The organism is Brachybacterium sp. FME24 (assembly GCF_014897705.1).
Taxonomy (GTDB): Bacteria; Actinomycetota; Actinomycetes; order Actinomycetales; family Dermabacteraceae; genus Brachybacterium.
This window is the reverse complement of the sequence record NZ_JABUXV010000007.1, coordinates 25,985-39,625: the sequence shown is the minus strand read 5'-3', so window position 1 is coordinate 39,625 and position 13,641 is coordinate 25,985. Positions and strand designations below refer to the sequence as shown.

At 68.6% G+C, this 13,641-nt stretch carries 15 protein-coding genes; 10 read left to right on the top strand and 5 right to left on the bottom strand.

The window, feature by feature from the left end:
* Nucleotides 1-223: 223 nt before the first annotated feature.
* From INT51_RS09365 to INT51_RS09345, 5 genes are all read left to right on the top strand, one after another.
* Nucleotides 224-1,009, top strand: coding sequence for an ABC transporter ATP-binding protein (locus INT51_RS09365; protein WP_193105039.1), 786 nt, complete (start codon nt 224-226; stop codon nt 1,007-1,009).
* Nucleotides 1,006-1,833, top strand: a complete 828-nt coding sequence (locus INT51_RS09360) for an ABC transporter permease (RefSeq protein ID WP_193105038.1) — start codon at nt 1,006-1,008, stop codon at nt 1,831-1,833. Before INT51_RS09365 ends, INT51_RS09360 begins: the two co-directional genes overlap by 4 nt.
* A 34-nt stretch (nt 1,834-1,867) precedes the next feature.
* On the top strand, nt 1,868-2,899 hold the full coding sequence (locus INT51_RS09355; protein WP_193105037.1) for an ABC transporter substrate-binding protein: 1,032 nt from the start codon (nt 1,868-1,870) through the stop codon (nt 2,897-2,899).
* Between the two features lie 390 nt (nt 2,900-3,289).
* Nucleotides 3,290-3,862 carry an IS5 family transposase gene (locus tag INT51_RS09350; RefSeq protein ID WP_193105036.1) on the top strand — a complete coding sequence of 191 codons (573 nt, stop codon included), beginning with the start codon at nt 3,290-3,292 and terminating at the stop codon, nt 3,860-3,862.
* Between the two features lie 45 nt (nt 3,863-3,907).
* On the top strand, nt 3,908-4,519 hold the full coding sequence (locus INT51_RS09345) for a phosphoribosylglycinamide formyltransferase (RefSeq protein ID WP_193105035.1): 612 nt from the start codon (nt 3,908-3,910) through the stop codon (nt 4,517-4,519).
* A gap of 50 nt (nt 4,520-4,569) precedes the next feature.
* On the opposite strand, the gene INT51_RS09340 is transcribed toward INT51_RS09345, so the two are convergent.
* Nucleotides 4,570-5,208 carry an HAD family hydrolase gene (locus INT51_RS09340; protein ID WP_193105034.1) on the bottom strand — a complete coding sequence of 213 codons (639 nt, stop codon included), beginning with the start codon at nt 5,206-5,208 and terminating at the stop codon, nt 4,570-4,572.
* 24 nt (nt 5,209-5,232) lie between these two features.
* Nucleotides 5,233-5,829: a hypothetical protein gene (locus tag INT51_RS09335; protein WP_193105033.1), complete on the bottom strand. Its 597-nt coding sequence runs from the start codon at nt 5,827-5,829 to the stop codon at nt 5,233-5,235.
* Between the two features lie 163 nt (nt 5,830-5,992).
* Between INT51_RS09335 and pyrH the strand changes: the two genes are divergently transcribed.
* From pyrH to INT51_RS09320, 3 genes are all read left to right on the top strand, one after another.
* The gene (pyrH, locus tag INT51_RS09330; RefSeq protein WP_193105032.1) at nt 5,993-6,733 is read left to right on the top strand and encodes a UMP kinase; all 741 of its coding nucleotides are present in this window, start codon (nt 5,993-5,995) and stop codon (nt 6,731-6,733) included.
* Nucleotides 6,734-6,827: 94 nt separating this feature from the next.
* The gene (locus INT51_RS09325) at nt 6,828-7,406 is read left to right on the top strand and encodes a GNAT family N-acetyltransferase (protein ID WP_304502134.1); all 579 of its coding nucleotides are present in this window, start codon (nt 6,828-6,830) and stop codon (nt 7,404-7,406) included.
* 43 nt (nt 7,407-7,449) lie between these two features.
* On the top strand, nt 7,450-7,929 hold the full coding sequence (locus INT51_RS09320; protein ID WP_193105030.1) for a GNAT family N-acetyltransferase: 480 nt from the start codon (nt 7,450-7,452) through the stop codon (nt 7,927-7,929).
* A 230-nt stretch (nt 7,930-8,159) separates the two neighbouring features.
* Here INT51_RS09320 and INT51_RS09315 read toward each other — a convergent pair whose 3' ends face one another.
* From INT51_RS09315 to INT51_RS09305, 3 genes are all read right to left on the bottom strand, one after another.
* Nucleotides 8,160-8,795 carry a response regulator transcription factor gene (locus tag INT51_RS09315; protein WP_193105029.1) on the bottom strand — a complete coding sequence of 212 codons (636 nt, stop codon included), beginning with the start codon at nt 8,793-8,795 and terminating at the stop codon, nt 8,160-8,162.
* Nucleotides 8,792-9,961 (bottom strand): sensor histidine kinase, encoded by a 1,170-nt coding sequence (locus INT51_RS22665; RefSeq protein ID WP_193105028.1) that lies wholly within the window; start codon nt 9,959-9,961, stop codon nt 8,792-8,794. The genes INT51_RS09315 and INT51_RS22665 overlap by 4 nt, the downstream gene beginning before the upstream one ends.
* Nucleotides 9,962-10,036: 75 nt before the next feature.
* On the bottom strand, nt 10,037-10,540 hold the full coding sequence (locus tag INT51_RS09305; RefSeq protein ID WP_193105027.1) for a hypothetical protein: 504 nt from the start codon (nt 10,538-10,540) through the stop codon (nt 10,037-10,039).
* 223 nt (nt 10,541-10,763) lie between these two features.
* Between INT51_RS09305 and INT51_RS09300 the strand changes: the two genes are divergently transcribed.
* Nucleotides 10,764-11,813: a DUF4037 domain-containing protein gene (locus tag INT51_RS09300; RefSeq protein WP_193105026.1), complete on the top strand. Its 1,050-nt coding sequence runs from the start codon at nt 10,764-10,766 to the stop codon at nt 11,811-11,813.
* 75 nt (nt 11,814-11,888) lie between these two features.
* A complete protein-coding gene (locus tag INT51_RS09295) occupies nt 11,889-13,562 on the top strand; it encodes an ABC-F family ATP-binding cassette domain-containing protein (protein ID WP_193105025.1) in 1,674 nt (557 codons plus the stop codon).
* Nucleotides 13,563-13,641 lie beyond the last annotated feature (79 nt).

Here is a 13,641-nt window from a genome sequence, read left to right as displayed (position 1 = left end):
TGGGGCCATATGCGCTACGTGCGACGGGGAGGGGTCCCCGAAAGAAGACGGTCTGGCCCCGGGTGGAGTGCCGCGAAGGGGAGCGTCTCACGCTGTCCATATGGCGGGAACTGAACGGGTCCTCGGGGGATCGTTGCCTACAGTGGGGTTGACCTGATCAAGTCCGTCCCGTGATTCGCACCGCCTGCCGCCGACTTCGCCGCTGGACGGTGGAGGAGTGCCCATGCCAGCAGCCGACCAGGCGACCGTCGTCGCCGAGGGCGTCTCCAAGGTGTTCTTCTCCGGCGGGGAGCCCGTCTGGGCACTCGAGGACTTCTCCCTCTCGCTCGAGCCAGGCTCGTTCACCTGCATCGTCGGCCCGTCCGGCTGCGGCAAATCGACGTTCTTGAGGATCCTCGGCGGGCTCGAGGAGCGCACCGTCGGCGAGGTCACCATGACCGGCGCCGACCATCCCGTGCCGGCAGCTTTCGTGTTCCAGGAGCACGGGGTCTTCCCCTGGATGACGGTGCTGGACAACGTCGCCTTCGGCCTGCGGATGACAGGCGTCGGCAAGCGCGAGCGCCTCGCCACGGCCCGGGACTGGCTGGCGCGCGTGCGCCTGACAGGTTTCGCCGACGCCTACCCCCACCAGCTCTCCGGCGGCATGCGCCAGCGCCTCGCGATCGCCCGCGCCTTCGCCACCGGCTCCCCGGTGCTGCTGATGGACGAGCCCCTCGGAGCGCTGGACGCCCAGACCCGCATGCTCATGCAGGAGGAGCTCATCGCCCTCTGGGAGCAGGAGCGCAAGACCGTCCTCATGGTCACCCACGACATCGACGAGGCCATCATCCTCAGCGACCGAGTGATCGTGATGTCGGGCCGTCCCGGCACCGTGCGCGAGGACATCACCGTCCCCTTCGAGCGCCCGCGTTCCTTCGACATCGAGCGCAGCCCGGACTTCGGCGAACTGCGCTCGCGCATCTGGAACCTGCTGCGCGACGACGTCCGCACCGCGGAGGAGACCGCATGAGCATGACCGAGCGCGAGCAGCGCACTCTGGAGGCCGCTCGCGTCCACCGCGCCCGCGACCGCCGCCTGCGCACGCGCGACCTCGCCCTGTCCATCCTCGCGCCGATCGTGCTGGTCGTGCTGTGGGAGCTCTGCGCCCGCCTGCTCATCATCGACCCGCGCTTCTTCCCGCCGCCCACCCGGATCCTCGCCGCCGGCGCCGAGATGTTGGGCAGCGGGGAACTGTGGGAGCACACCGGCCCCACCCTCATGCGCCTGCTGGTCGGCGGTGGGCTCGGCGCGATCACCGGCATCGTGGTGGGCCTGCTGATGGGGTCCTCGCGCGCCCTGAACGCAGCGCTCGGCCCGCTGTTCTCCGCGCTGTACCCGCTGCCCAAGATCGCGATCTTCCCGATCCTGCTGATGATCTTCGGTCCCACCGAGCTGCCCAAGATCATCGCCGTGTTCATCACGACGTTCTTCGTCATGCAGATCAGCACGGTCGCGGGCGTGTGGGCGATCGACCGCAAGCTCCTCGAAGCGGGCGCGGCCTATGGCGCGACCGGCTTCGCGCGCTTCCGCTTCGTGATCCTGCCCGGCGCCATGCCCTTCGTGTTCTCCGGGCTGAAGACCGCGACCGGCACCGCCGTGGTCGTGGTCACCGCCGTCGAGTTCACCGGCGCCTCCACCACGGGTCTGGGCTATCTGATCTGGAACTCCTGGCAGCTGTTCATCCCCGAGAAGCTGTACGTGGGCCTGCTGGTGATCGGCATCATCGGCGCAGTCCTGACCGCCCTCCTCAGCCGCTCGGAGAAGCTGCTGCTGCCCTGGCGACGCGGCACCTGACCCCGTCCTCACCTCTGACACCAAGGAACACACCATGCGACGACGCACCCTGCTCTCCTTCGCCTCCGCGACCGCCGTCGGCGGGGCCCTCGCCGCCTGCGGACCCGCCGTCACCGGTGAGGACACCGGCTCCGGGGGCGACGGGGGCTCCGCCTCCGGCACGGTCCGCGTGGGCCACGTGCCCTCCTCGCTGTTCGCACCCCTGTACGTGGCCGACGCGATGGGCTACTTCGAGGACGCCGGCATCACCCTCGAGCTGACTCCGCTGAAGTCCGGCCAGGACGGCATCCCCATGCTGTCGAACGACCAGTTGGACGTCATGATCGCCGGCTTCAGCGCGGGCATGTTCAACGCGCTGGACCAGGGCCTCGCCTTCAAAGTCGTCGGGTCCATGGGCATCTCGCCGGGCGATCCCGAGAACTCCCCGACGGCGCTCGAGGTGAGCCAGAAGCTGATCGACGACGGTTCCGTGACCTCGGTCGCCGATCTCGAGGGTCGCAAGATCGGCGTGGCCGGCGGCCCCGGCGCCACCGGCGGCTACCTGCTGGCGGCGATGCTCGAGGAGGGTGGCCTGACGCTGAACGACGTCGAAGTTTCCAACCTCTCGACCCCTGATCAGGAGCCCGCGCTGACCAACGGCTCCGTCGACGCCGCGACGCCGTCGGCCCCGTTCTCCACCGCGATGGAGGAGGCCGGGGTCGCCTCCCCGCTCGCCGTTCCAGCCCAGGGCACCACCGGCACCGGCGTGCTCTACTCCGAGACCTTCCTCGGCCAGGATCTCGCCCAGGCCTTCTTCTCGGCGCTCGCCCAGGGCGCCCAGGAGCTCTCGGACGACGGCACCCAGACCGATGAGGTCTACCAGATCCTCGCCGACACCCTGGGCCAGGAGATCGACGTGCTCAAGGCCTCGCCGATGTACTCCTACCTGCCCGATCTCGCCCCGCAGCCGGAGCAGCTGGAGAACATGCAGACGGTGTGGATCGACGCGGAGCAGATCACCTACACCGAGCCCATCGACGTGGCCACCGTCGTCGACGCCAGCTTCGCCGAGGGCGCCACCGCCTGAGGCGGGGCAGCCAGTCGTCGTCGGCACGACCCTTGGAGGAACTAGGGCGTGTTGCCAAACCTCTTCGGCTGCCGTGTGGGCGAGTCTTGGGTGCGCGTCGCGTGATGTGATCTCGGATGAAGCGTGGGCTGTGAACGGTCCGTTGTTCCCGGCGGTGAAGTCGACGGGACGGCCTCCGGTGGATCGGCGCACGGTGGTCGAGGCGACGGCGTGCCGGTTCCGGACCGGCGCGGTTCGGGAACTGGAACACGATCTTTAAGAACTTCAATCGGTGGGCCGAGCAGGGCGTGTGGGCGCGGGTGCTGGAGAAGACGCAGTCGCTCGCGCAGCAGTCCGGGGATCTGGACTGGGGCGCGTCGATCGACTCCACGATCGTGCGCGTCTACCAGCATGGCGCGACACTTCCCCGCACGACAGGGGGCTCTGGCAAACTACAAGAAGTTCGGTGAGGATCCGCTCGATCGCGCGATCGGTCGCTTCCACGGCGGACTGACGACGAAGAATCACTTGGTCTGTGATGGGAAGGGATGGGCTCCGGCGTTCATCCTCACGCCCGGGCAGGCGGCGGACACCAGCATGCTGGACACGACGCTGAGTGAGATCCGTGTCCCGGGCGCTCGGGGCAGGCCACGCTCCAGGCCGGACCGGGTGCTCGCACACAAGGGCTACCCGTCGAGGGCGAACCGGGCCTGGCTCCGTCAGCGCGGGATCGCTGCGACGATCCCGGAGCGCGACGACCAGATCGCGCACCGACGCAAGAGGCGCGGGCAACCGAGCGACTTCGGCGACCAGTCGCGAACTCGCTACCGCGGTCTCAACGTCGTCGAGCGGTGCTTCAACAAGCTCAAGCAGTGGCGTGGGATCGCGATGCGCTCAGACAAGACCGTCCGCAACTACCACGCGGGCCTCTGCCTCGCCGCAACACTCCACTGGCTCACCACGAACTGGGCGGCGGCAATTTAGCATGACTTTGCGCGCCTGGTCGCCGGGGAGCCGTAAACTGCGTTCGTGTCTTCACTCAAGCGGCTGGCGCTCATCGGATCTGGGTCCGGGACTACGGCCGAGGCCGTTGTGGTCGCGACCGAGACAATGGTCCCTGCCGAAGTCGCTCTCATCGTCGGGAACAACAGCAGATCGGGGATTTTCGATGTCGCCAACGGCCACGGCATCCCGAGCATCCATCTGAGCGGTGTTACCCATCCTGATCCAGACCTCCGCGATGCTGCCATGCTGGACGCGTTGATTGGCGAGAGGATCGATTTGATAGTGCTGGCCGGGTACATGAAGAAGATTGGACCCCGGGTTCGGGATGCGTACGAGCACCGAATTATCAACACCCATCCGGCACTGCTGCCGGCCTACGGTGGCACAGGGATGTATGGCGATCGGGTGCATCAGGCCGTCTTGCTCGACAAGGAAACCGTCACCGGAGCAACGGTCCACGTCGCGACCGAAAACTATGACGAAGGCCCAATCTTGGCGCAGACATCCGTAGAGGTTCTCCCAACTGACGATGTCACGTCCCTCCGTGCGCGAGTCCAGGCGGCTGAGAAAGCGCTACTCGTCGAATGGCTCAAAGCCTGGGCGACCAGCGCGGATCATTGCTCGCTACGGGATTGACCTCCCCCATCGCTTGACCGGACGGTCGCCACGACGTTTAGCAACACGGCCTAGGGCCAAGCGAGCCGGAGCTCTTGAGCCAGTTCCGACAGAGTCGAGATTCTCAGGTCCGCCAGTGCCGCCTCGTCACGCCTGGAGTGGAGGTGACCCCAGGGCCCTCGCACTAACAGTGCGGTGTGCATGCCCGCGCGGCGCGCAGGCAGTACGTCGTTGTCGAGCCGATCTCCGACATACAGAATCTCTGCGGGGCTCAGCGTCGTCGCAGCGATGGTCCGCTCGAAGAATTCCTGCGAGGGTTTCACAACGCCCCACGCAGTGGACGTCGCGATGAAGTCGGCCTCGAAGCCCGCGTCCCGCAGTTGCGATTCGAGGCCCGCCGGCTGGTTGCCCGCGATGCCGACGATGAACCCAGCGGCCATGGTGTCCTGCAGGCACGCGACTGCATCCGGGTAAAGGTCCGCCTCGATGATCCGCGGCGGCTCGGTAGGTGGCGCGACGTTCAGCTCGCGCCAGACGTGGCGATGGTCCTCTCCACGTTCGATCAGAGATCCGATCATCGCCATCAGCGTGAACGGAGAGATGCCGGCGAGTTCAGCCTGCCTGCGCCAGGCGCGAGACTCGTCGACCAAAGTCTCCCCGACGTCGAAGACGACTGCTCGAACGCCGGGCGGGACGCGTGTCGAAGTCATGTCCCGATCATGCCAGGGACGATGTCAGTGTCGTCCGCCGAGCAGATTGACGAGGAGATTTGCGTAGCCGATGGCGTCGTCGATTGCACAGTGCGTGTGCGGCACGTCGCCGAGCATCCATGAAGGAAGGTCGGCGGGTTGAAAGTTCCACGGGGGGATGCCCGTCACCGCGGAGGCGTACGACGACAAGCACAGCCCCGGTGAATGGAAGATCTTGTCGGTCTCGTCGCGTCCCTGGGTGATTCCGTAGTTCGTGAAGCGGCGTAGGTAGTAGTCGATCCAGGGCCCATCGAAAGCCAGTGGGCAGGCCGCGAACATGCGCGGCTGAGGCAGCGTGTGCAGCCATTGTGTGTAGTCGCGCATCACGTCAGGTACAGGGCGGGGATCGGTGGTGCACGCCGCCCAGGCGTCTGGTTGGGTCTGAAACCACGCGTACGTGTCCGCATTGGGCGCTGCGCCAGGCAGAGGCTCGAGAACCGCCTCAAACTGGCCGTGCTCGGCACCGTTGGCCGACACTGCCACAGAGGCGAACGACCGCATCGAGTTCGCTCCTCTATGGGGCCCGTCGACCTCGATATCGGTCACGATGAAGGTCCATTCGGGGCTCTCGATCTTGGTCATATGTCGAGCCTATCGAAGGCATGCACAGCCGCGATCGGCTGTCGCAGTTCCCAGAATTAGACCGCCGGAAGCAATCGGACAGCCCCCAAGCGGCGATGCGTTGGCGATACTGGCAGACAATGTGGCCCTGATCCGCAGGGCCCGCATCGAGGGAGCGGACCGCATGTCACGGTACGAACGCGTCGTCCTGAAGCTGTCCGGCGAAGCTCTCGCGGGCGAGAGCGGCTGGGGCGTTGAGCCTGATCGACTCGCACACCTCAGCGATGAGGTGCTCGCGGTCCATCAACTGGGCGTGCAGGTCGCCGTCGTCGTCGGCGGTGGGAACTATTTCCGTGGACGGATGTCCGAGGGCTGGGGAATCGGCCGCGCGGAGGCCGACAACATCGGCATGCTGGGCACGGTGATGAACGCGCTCATGCTTCGAGGTGCGCTCACGGCACGCACCGATGCGGACGTGCGCGTGATGACCGCGGTCCCCATGCAGTCCGTGGCGGAACCGTTCATCCGCCTCCGCGCCCTCTCTCATCTGGACCAGCACCGCATCGTGATCCTCGCCGGTGGGATCGGCCAGCCGTACGTGACGACCGACTATCCCTCCGTGCAGCGTGCTCTCGAGCTGGACGCCGACGCGCTGCTGGTGGCGAAGCGCGACATCGACGCTGTCTACGACAAGGATCCCAACCTCCACCCCGATGCCGTGCGCTACGAGCGCTTGAGCTACGAGGAGGCTGTCGCCAAGAACATCAAGGTGATGGACACCAGTGCCTTCGTGCTTGCCGGGGAACAGGGCCTGACGATGCACATCTTCGACGTGGGCCAGAAGAACCTGATGCGCCGCATCTGCGAGGGCGAGGACATCGGCACGCTGGTCAGCGCGGAGAACCCCCCGACGCCCCAGCCCTAGCAGGCCGGGTTCAGGCCGGATGCGTGAACTCACCTCCCCGGCAGGGCCTGCTCGTTCGGTTGTTCGCGCCGACGGCTGGTGCCATGCTTCCGACGTGCCCTCCTTCGTGTCACCGGCTATCGCACCCGGCTCGCTGTCCAGCACTGCACAGCCCGTTCTCTCCGTCGGATCCGTCCAGCTGCGCCCGTGGACCGGCGACGATGCTTCCGCCGTGGTGGCGGCGTACCAAGAACCGGCGATCCAGCGGTGGCACGCCCGCTCGATGACGACGGAAGAGGCCGACGAGTGGATCACGGCAGCCGGTGCAGCATGGGCTGCGGAGACGGGGGCGAGCTGGGCCATCGATCACGACGGAGCGCTGGCGGGGCGGATGACCCTGACGTTCCACCTGGCCGATGGATTCGCGACAGCGGCGTACTGGATCCGCGCACATGCTCGAGGCCGAGGGATTGCGCCTCAAGCGCTGGGAATGGCGACCGATTGGGTCTTCTCCGTCGGGATGCACCGCGTCGAGCTCGAGCACTCGACGATGAACGCGGCATCGTGCCGGGTGGCCAGCAAGGTGGGATTCGACGCGGAGGGAACCCGCCGGGAAAGCGTCCTGCACGCCGACGGATGGCATGACATGCATGTCCACGCGAAGATCCACGACGTGCAAGCACCTGGACCCTGAAAAGCAGGAGCGCCTGCAGCCTGCCTGCGCCTACCGTGGGGAAATGGTGCCTTCCACAGCGGCGTCCGCACTCACCGTCCTCCCGGCGTCCGGCGAGGACTTCGACCTGTTGGGCCGGTTGCTGCAGCTTTACTTCTACGACTTCTCTGAGTACACGGGCGACGATGTCGACGACGAGGGATCGTTCCACTACGCCTGGCTCGATACCTATCGCCACGAGCAGGACCGGTACGCCTACGTCGTCCGTGTCGATGGGCATCCCGCGGGTTTCGCCCTTGTCCGACAGGGCGACCCGACACAGATGGCCGAGTTCTTCGTCCTCAGGAAGTACCGGCGGGACGGTGTGGGAAGGCGAACGGCACGGCTCCTCTTCGACGCGCACGTCGGGTCGTGGTCGGTCACGCAGTTGGCCACGAATCCCGAAGCAACGTCGTTCTGGCGTCGGGCGATCCCGGTTCCGTTCGACGAGACGGTGCACGCCGATGGGAAGGTCGAGCAGACGTTCTCGATCGAGCCAGCCTGAGCCTGCAGCCCTTGCTCGACGTCGGCACTCGAGCGCGGGAGGATGACAGCAACCACGGCGCGCGGCGGGCGGTTCGAGGACAGGGCAGATGACACCGCGGCAGTCGCCGGCGCGACGTATCCGGTGGCGTCATGTGATCAGCTGGGCCCCTATGGCGGTGTCCCTGTGCACCGGGCGCCAGTGGATGCGGCGCGCCCGGTTCGGGCCGCGCCCAGATCCGGCTGGCCTGCTCAGATCCAGCCCTGGCGGCGCGCGATCGCGACCGCCTCGTGCCGGTTCCCTGCCTGCAGCTTCGCCTGCGCGCTGGAGAGGTAGTTGCGCACCGTGCCCTCGGCCAGGTGGGCGCGGCGGGCGATTTGCTCCACGGCGGCGCCGTCGGCCGCGTATTCCAGGACGTCGGCCTCCCGCGGGGTCAGCGGTGAATCGCCCGAGGAGATGGTGTCGGCGGCGAGCTCCGGGTCGATCGCCCGGCGCCCGGCGGCTACCGACCGCACGGCGCGGGCGAGCTGATCGGCCGAGGTGGTCTTGGGCAGGAAGCCGAGGATCCCCTGGGCGAGGGCCCGCTTGAGGTAGCCGGGACGGGCGTGCGAGGTGAGGATCAGGGAGCGGGTGGCGGGGGAGATGTCCGCGATCCGGCCGGCCAGCTCGAGGCCGTCGCCGTCGGGCAGCTGGAGGTCGAGCACTGCGACGTCGGGCTGTTCGGCCTGGGCGAGGCGTACCCCGTCTGCGACGGTCGACGCTTCTCCGCGCACGTCGAGATCCGCCTCGAGGGTGAGCATGGTGGCGAGCGCGGAGCGGATCAGGTTCTCGTCGTCGACGAGGATCACGCGCAGCAGGGCGGGATCAGCAACAGGGTCGTGGGTCATCGTGTCCCTCCCGGGGCGTCGAAGCGGACATCAAGGGTGAAGGTCCCGCCCTCGCGGCGGACAGTGAGCGAGCAGGTCGGGTCGAGGCGCTCGCGAAGGCCGGTCAGGCCACTGCCCTCGTGGACCTCGTCGGCGCCGGGCGAGCCATCGTTGACGAGGGCGACCCCGTCCGGGCCGAGGGTGATCGTGACGGTCGTGGGGTCGGCGTGGCGCAGGATGTTGGTGCCCCCCTCCCGCAGCACCCAGGCCGCGGTGCCGGCGAAGGCGGCGGGGACGTCCTCGGCAGTGCCCTCCACAGACACCTGTGCGTGCGCGGAGCGCAGCAGCGCGGCGGTGCCGCGCAGCTCGGTGGCCAGGTCGGCCTCCCGATATCCGCGCACCAGCGCACGGATCTCCGCGAGCGAGGTGCGGGCGATCTGGGCGACCTCACGGCCATGCTCGACCGCCCGAGGGTCCTCGCGCTCGGCCAACTGGGCGACCAGCTCGGACTTCACGGCGATCACGGAGAGGTCGCGGCCGGTGACGTCGTGCAGGTCGCGCGCGAAACGCAGCCGTTCCTCGGCGACGGCGAGTGCGGCCTGGGCCTCCCGGGCGTCGTCGAGCTCGCGCACCATCGCGGCGAGCCACAGGGAGAGCCGGGAGGTGAGCACGGCCGCGAGCACGAGAATGCCGTGGGAGAGGACTTGTGGGAGGGATTGCTGCGCCAGCGCAGCCACCGCCGTGAACGCCACCGCAAGCACCAATCCGACCTCCCACCGCCACCGGATGCCGGCTGTGGTGGCCACCAGCGACAAGGAGATGACCAGGAAGCGGGAATCCACGCCGCCGACCAGGGTGGCGCCGGCGATCAGCGCCGACGGCAGCGCGGCGGCCAGCAGGGACAGATCCGAGGGGAGCCGACCCACTCGGCGCATGCCCCAGCGGTCATGGGAGGTGGAGGCGTCGGCCGCGGCCCATGCCTCCAGAGCGCGCCATGCCGACCAGGCCCCGAGCATGACCTGCCCGCACAGCACCGCGGTGGTCAGCGGTGCCAAGGTGAAGGCAGTCGGGAGCCGAAGATCCAGGAACGCCGTGACGCCCAGAGGGAGCAGCACCACCACGCCGACGACGGTCCACGCCGTGTAGGCGTAGAAGACGCTCCACTGGCGGCCCACGGCGGTATTCACATCTGTCCTCTCTCGGACGTCGGTTCGCTGGACGGCCTGGTCGGGAGCTTATCGGAGGGGACCGGGATCACGGGATCACAGGATGACAGTGAGGAACAGGCTGCCGAAGACCCCGAAGACGATCCCCCAGCCGATGATCGAGATGCCCATCCACAGGTAGACCCGGGTCCTGGTGGCGCCGAGGGCGACCAGTGTCGGTGCCGTGATCTGCGAGGCGACCACGAACGGGCCCAGGAGGCACACTCCGGGCACGCCGTACCGGTCCAGGGCGGTGGCGATCTTCTGCCGGAACCTCGAGGGCTGCGCGGTCGCGTCCGTCGCCCGGCGATCACGGCCGCGGGTCACTGCCTCACGCGCCCTGCCCGACAGTGCGATGGCTCCGAAGGTGGCGAGCAGGTTGCCGAGCACGGCGGCAGGGATCGCGAGCAGCGGGTGGATGCCGAGAGCGGAACCGAGGAAGCTGCCGAGGTAGGACTCGATGAACGGGATCGCCCCGACGGGCACGAGTGCGAGCACCTGCTGCCACGGCTCGAGGTCGGAGACGAGGGAGTGGAGCTGGGCGAGGAGGTCCTGGAACATGGGTGTCCTTCGGGTCGGGGAGCGGAGTCGTGGTCCTGGCGATGGCTCTACTCTCCCGAGGATCGACGCCCGCCAGTAGGGCAGCGGATCACCGGTCGAGGTGGGCTCCTCACGGGTTGCCCATGAGAGATGTCATGAGTCGACGTGCGAGGCCGACGCAGCCGTGCGCGAGGCCGACAGAAAAGAAGGTGCCTCCCGGCGCCTGCGCGCCTAGCCTGCCCGCATGGCCGCATTCGTCCCGGGACTGGAACTGGCGCGCAGCCTCTACGAGGAGGTCGTCGCCGGGGCGATCGCCCGCCCGCACACTGCCTGCCTGCTCGGGGAGGGGTCGGAGGTGCAGGGCTTCGACGACGAACGCTCCCGAGATCATGAGTGGGGGCCGCGACTGCAGCTGTTCGTCCCCGTCGCCGACGTCGACCACGCTGCGCGTGCGGTCCGGGCTGCGCTTCCTCCGACCTTCCGCGGCTATCCCACCCGGTGGTTCTCCCACGCCGAGGGTCGCATCACCGACCACCTCGAGATCACCACCACCGCTCTGTGGATGGCGACGAGACTGCCGACGATCCCGACCGCACCGTCCGATCACGCGGCGTGGCTCGCGATCCCGCAGCAGCACCTGCGCCAGCTCACCGCCGGCGGCGTGTTCCACGACGACCTGCAGGAGCTGACCGCCCTGCGCGAGGCCTTCGCCTGGTACCCGACGGACATCTGGCGATGGCTGCTGGCCTGCCAGTGGCACCTGATCGGCCAGGCCACCCCCTTGCTCGGGCGCACCCTCGAGACCGGTGACCGCCGCGGCTCCCAGCTGCTCATCGCCCACCTGGCCCGACTCGTGATGGAGATGGCCTTCCTGCAGGAGCGGCAGTACCGCCCCTACGCGAAATGGTTCGGCCGTGCCTTCGAGGACCTTGGCGCCTGCAGAGATCTCGGCCCGCTGCTCGACGCAGCGCTCGCCGACCGCGACGACGAGGCGTTCACGCCTGCGCTGCTCCTGCTCGGGAGCCGGCACGACGAGCTCGGCCTGACGGACCGGGTCGGCCCGCGGGTCGAGCAGTTCGCCGTCGGGATCGACGACGCCGTGCGCCCGTACCCGGTGCTGAACACTGCCGAGTACATCGAGGCGACGGTCGAGTCGATCCAGGACCGCGCGCTCCGGGACCTCCCGCGGGTCGGATCGATCGACCAGCTCACCCATGTTGACGACACCCTCATCACCTTCACCGACTGGCCGGCAGCGCTCGCCGAGCGGTACCGCAGCCAGCTCGCCCTCTGAGCGACGACGGCTGCGAACCGTGAGGCGCCGACAATTCCCATGACTGTTCGCCGCTGATGGGATAGACCTGGGCATATGGCACACCTCGATATCGCGGGCATCGACTACACGCTGGCCGACGGCAGGCCGCTGCTGCGCGACGTCTCCTTCCGCGTGGGCGAGGGTGCGCGGATCGCGCTGATCGGGGCCAACGGCGCCGGGAAGACAACGCTGCTGCGCATCGTCACCGGTGAGCTGGCCCCGAACTCCGGCGCCGTCACCCAGAACGGGACGCTCGGGATCATGCGCCAGTTCCTGACCGGCGGCACGGTGCGCGAGCTGCTGCTGTCGGTGTCGCCGCCGAGCATCCGGCAGGCGGCCGCAACCCTGGACCGGGCCGAACGGGAGATGGCGGAGACCGCTTCGACCGCCTCCCAGATGGCCTTCGCGAACGCCTTGACCACCTGGGGAGAGGTCGGCGGGTACGAGGCGGAGGTCCTGTGGGACGTCTGCACCATCGCCGCGCTCGGCGCCACCTTCGAGGGCTGCCGGGACCGGCCGATCTCGTCGCTGTCCGGCGGGGAGCAGAAGCGGCTCGCCTTGGAAGCCCTCCTGCGCGGGCCCGACGAGATGCTGCTGCTGGACGAGCCCGACAACTTCCTCGATGTCCCGGGCAAGCGCTGGCTCGAGCAAGGGCTCGTGGAGTCCGGCAAGAGCGTGCTGTACGTCAGCCACGATCGGGAACTGCTGGCGCGCACCGCCAGCGGCGTCGTCACGCTCGAGCTGGGCGCTGCCGGGAACACCTCCTGGGTGCACCCGGGCGGTTTCGAGACCTATCACCAAGCGCGGGAGGCTCGGTTCGAGCGGCTCGAGGAGCTGCGGCGGCGCTGGGACGAGGAGCACGCGAAGCTGCGCGCGCTGGTGCAGATGTACAAGCAGAAAGCCGCCTACAACTCCGATATGGCCGCCCGCTACCGCGCGGCCCAGACACGACTCGCCCGCTTCGAGGACGCCGGCCCGCCCGAGCTGCAGCCGCGGGAGCAGAAGCTCGCCATGCGCCTGCGCGGGGGCCGCACCGGCAAGCGCGCGATCATCTGCGAAGGCCTCGAGCTGACGGACCTGATGCTTCCCTTCGATCTCGAGGCCCGGTTCGGGGACCGCATCGCCGTGCTCGGATCCAACGGCTCGGGCAAGTCCCACTTCCTGCGCCTGCTCGCCGCCGGGGGCACCGATCCCTCGCCCGAGCACCTGCCGGTCGCCGAGGTGCCGATCGACCCGGTCGAGCACACGGGCACAGCCCGCCTCGGTGCCCGGGTGCGACCCGGCTGGTTCGCCCAGACCCACGGACGGTCCGATCTCACCGGCCGCACGCTGCTGTCGATCCTGCACCGCGGGGACGAGCACCGCGCCGGGAGGCCGCGCGAGGAGGCGGCCCGGGCGCTGGCCCGCTACGAGCTGGCGCGCGCTGCCGAGCAGACCTTCGAGTCGCTCTCCGGCGGTCAGCAGGCGCGGTTCCAGATCCTGCTGCTGGAACTGGGCGGGGCGACCCTGCTGCTGCTCGACGAGCCCACCGACAACCTGGATCTCGAATCGGCCGACGCCCTCCAGCAGGCGCTCGCCACCTTCGAAGGGACCGTCGTCGCCGTCACCCACGACCGCTGGTTCGTGCGGGACTTCGAGCGGTTCCTGGTCTTCGGCGCGGACGCCGAGGTCTACGAATCCGACATCCCCGTCTGGGACGAGGCACGGGTCGCCCGGCAGAGAGGATAGGGACGCGGTCACCGCACGGAGGGGCGACCGGTCGACGTGGAACCGCGCCGCTCTGTTCGACCACGACAGCCGGCGACCT

Coding starts and splice junctions, on each gene's coding strand:
- INT51_RS09365 (WP_193105039.1), top strand. CDS start 224: ATGCCAGCAGCCGACCAGGCGACCGTCGTCGCCGAGGGCGTCTCCAAG.
- INT51_RS09360 (WP_193105038.1), top strand. CDS start 1,006: ATGAGCATGACCGAGCGCGAGCAGCGCACTCTGGAGGCCGCTCGCGTC.
- INT51_RS09355 (WP_193105037.1), top strand. CDS start 1,868: ATGCGACGACGCACCCTGCTCTCCTTCGCCTCCGCGACCGCCGTCGGC.
- INT51_RS09350 (WP_193105036.1), top strand. CDS start 3,290: ATGGCGCGACACTTCCCCGCACGACAGGGGGCTCTGGCAAACTACAAG.
- INT51_RS09340 (WP_193105034.1), bottom strand. CDS start 5,208: ATGACTTCGACACGCGTCCCGCCCGGCGTTCGAGCAGTCGTCTTCGAC.
- INT51_RS09335 (WP_193105033.1), bottom strand. CDS start 5,829: ATGACCAAGATCGAGAGCCCCGAATGGACCTTCATCGTGACCGATATC.
- pyrH (WP_193105032.1), top strand. CDS start 5,993: ATGTCACGGTACGAACGCGTCGTCCTGAAGCTGTCCGGCGAAGCTCTC.
- INT51_RS09320 (WP_193105030.1), top strand. CDS start 7,450: ATGGTGCCTTCCACAGCGGCGTCCGCACTCACCGTCCTCCCGGCGTCC.
- INT51_RS09315 (WP_193105029.1), bottom strand. CDS start 8,795: ATGACCCACGACCCTGTTGCTGATCCCGCCCTGCTGCGCGTGATCCTC.
- INT51_RS09305 (WP_193105027.1), bottom strand. CDS start 10,540: ATGTTCCAGGACCTCCTCGCCCAGCTCCACTCCCTCGTCTCCGACCTC.
- INT51_RS09300 (WP_193105026.1), top strand. CDS start 10,764: ATGGCCGCATTCGTCCCGGGACTGGAACTGGCGCGCAGCCTCTACGAG.
- INT51_RS09295 (WP_193105025.1), top strand. CDS start 11,889: ATGGCACACCTCGATATCGCGGGCATCGACTACACGCTGGCCGACGGC.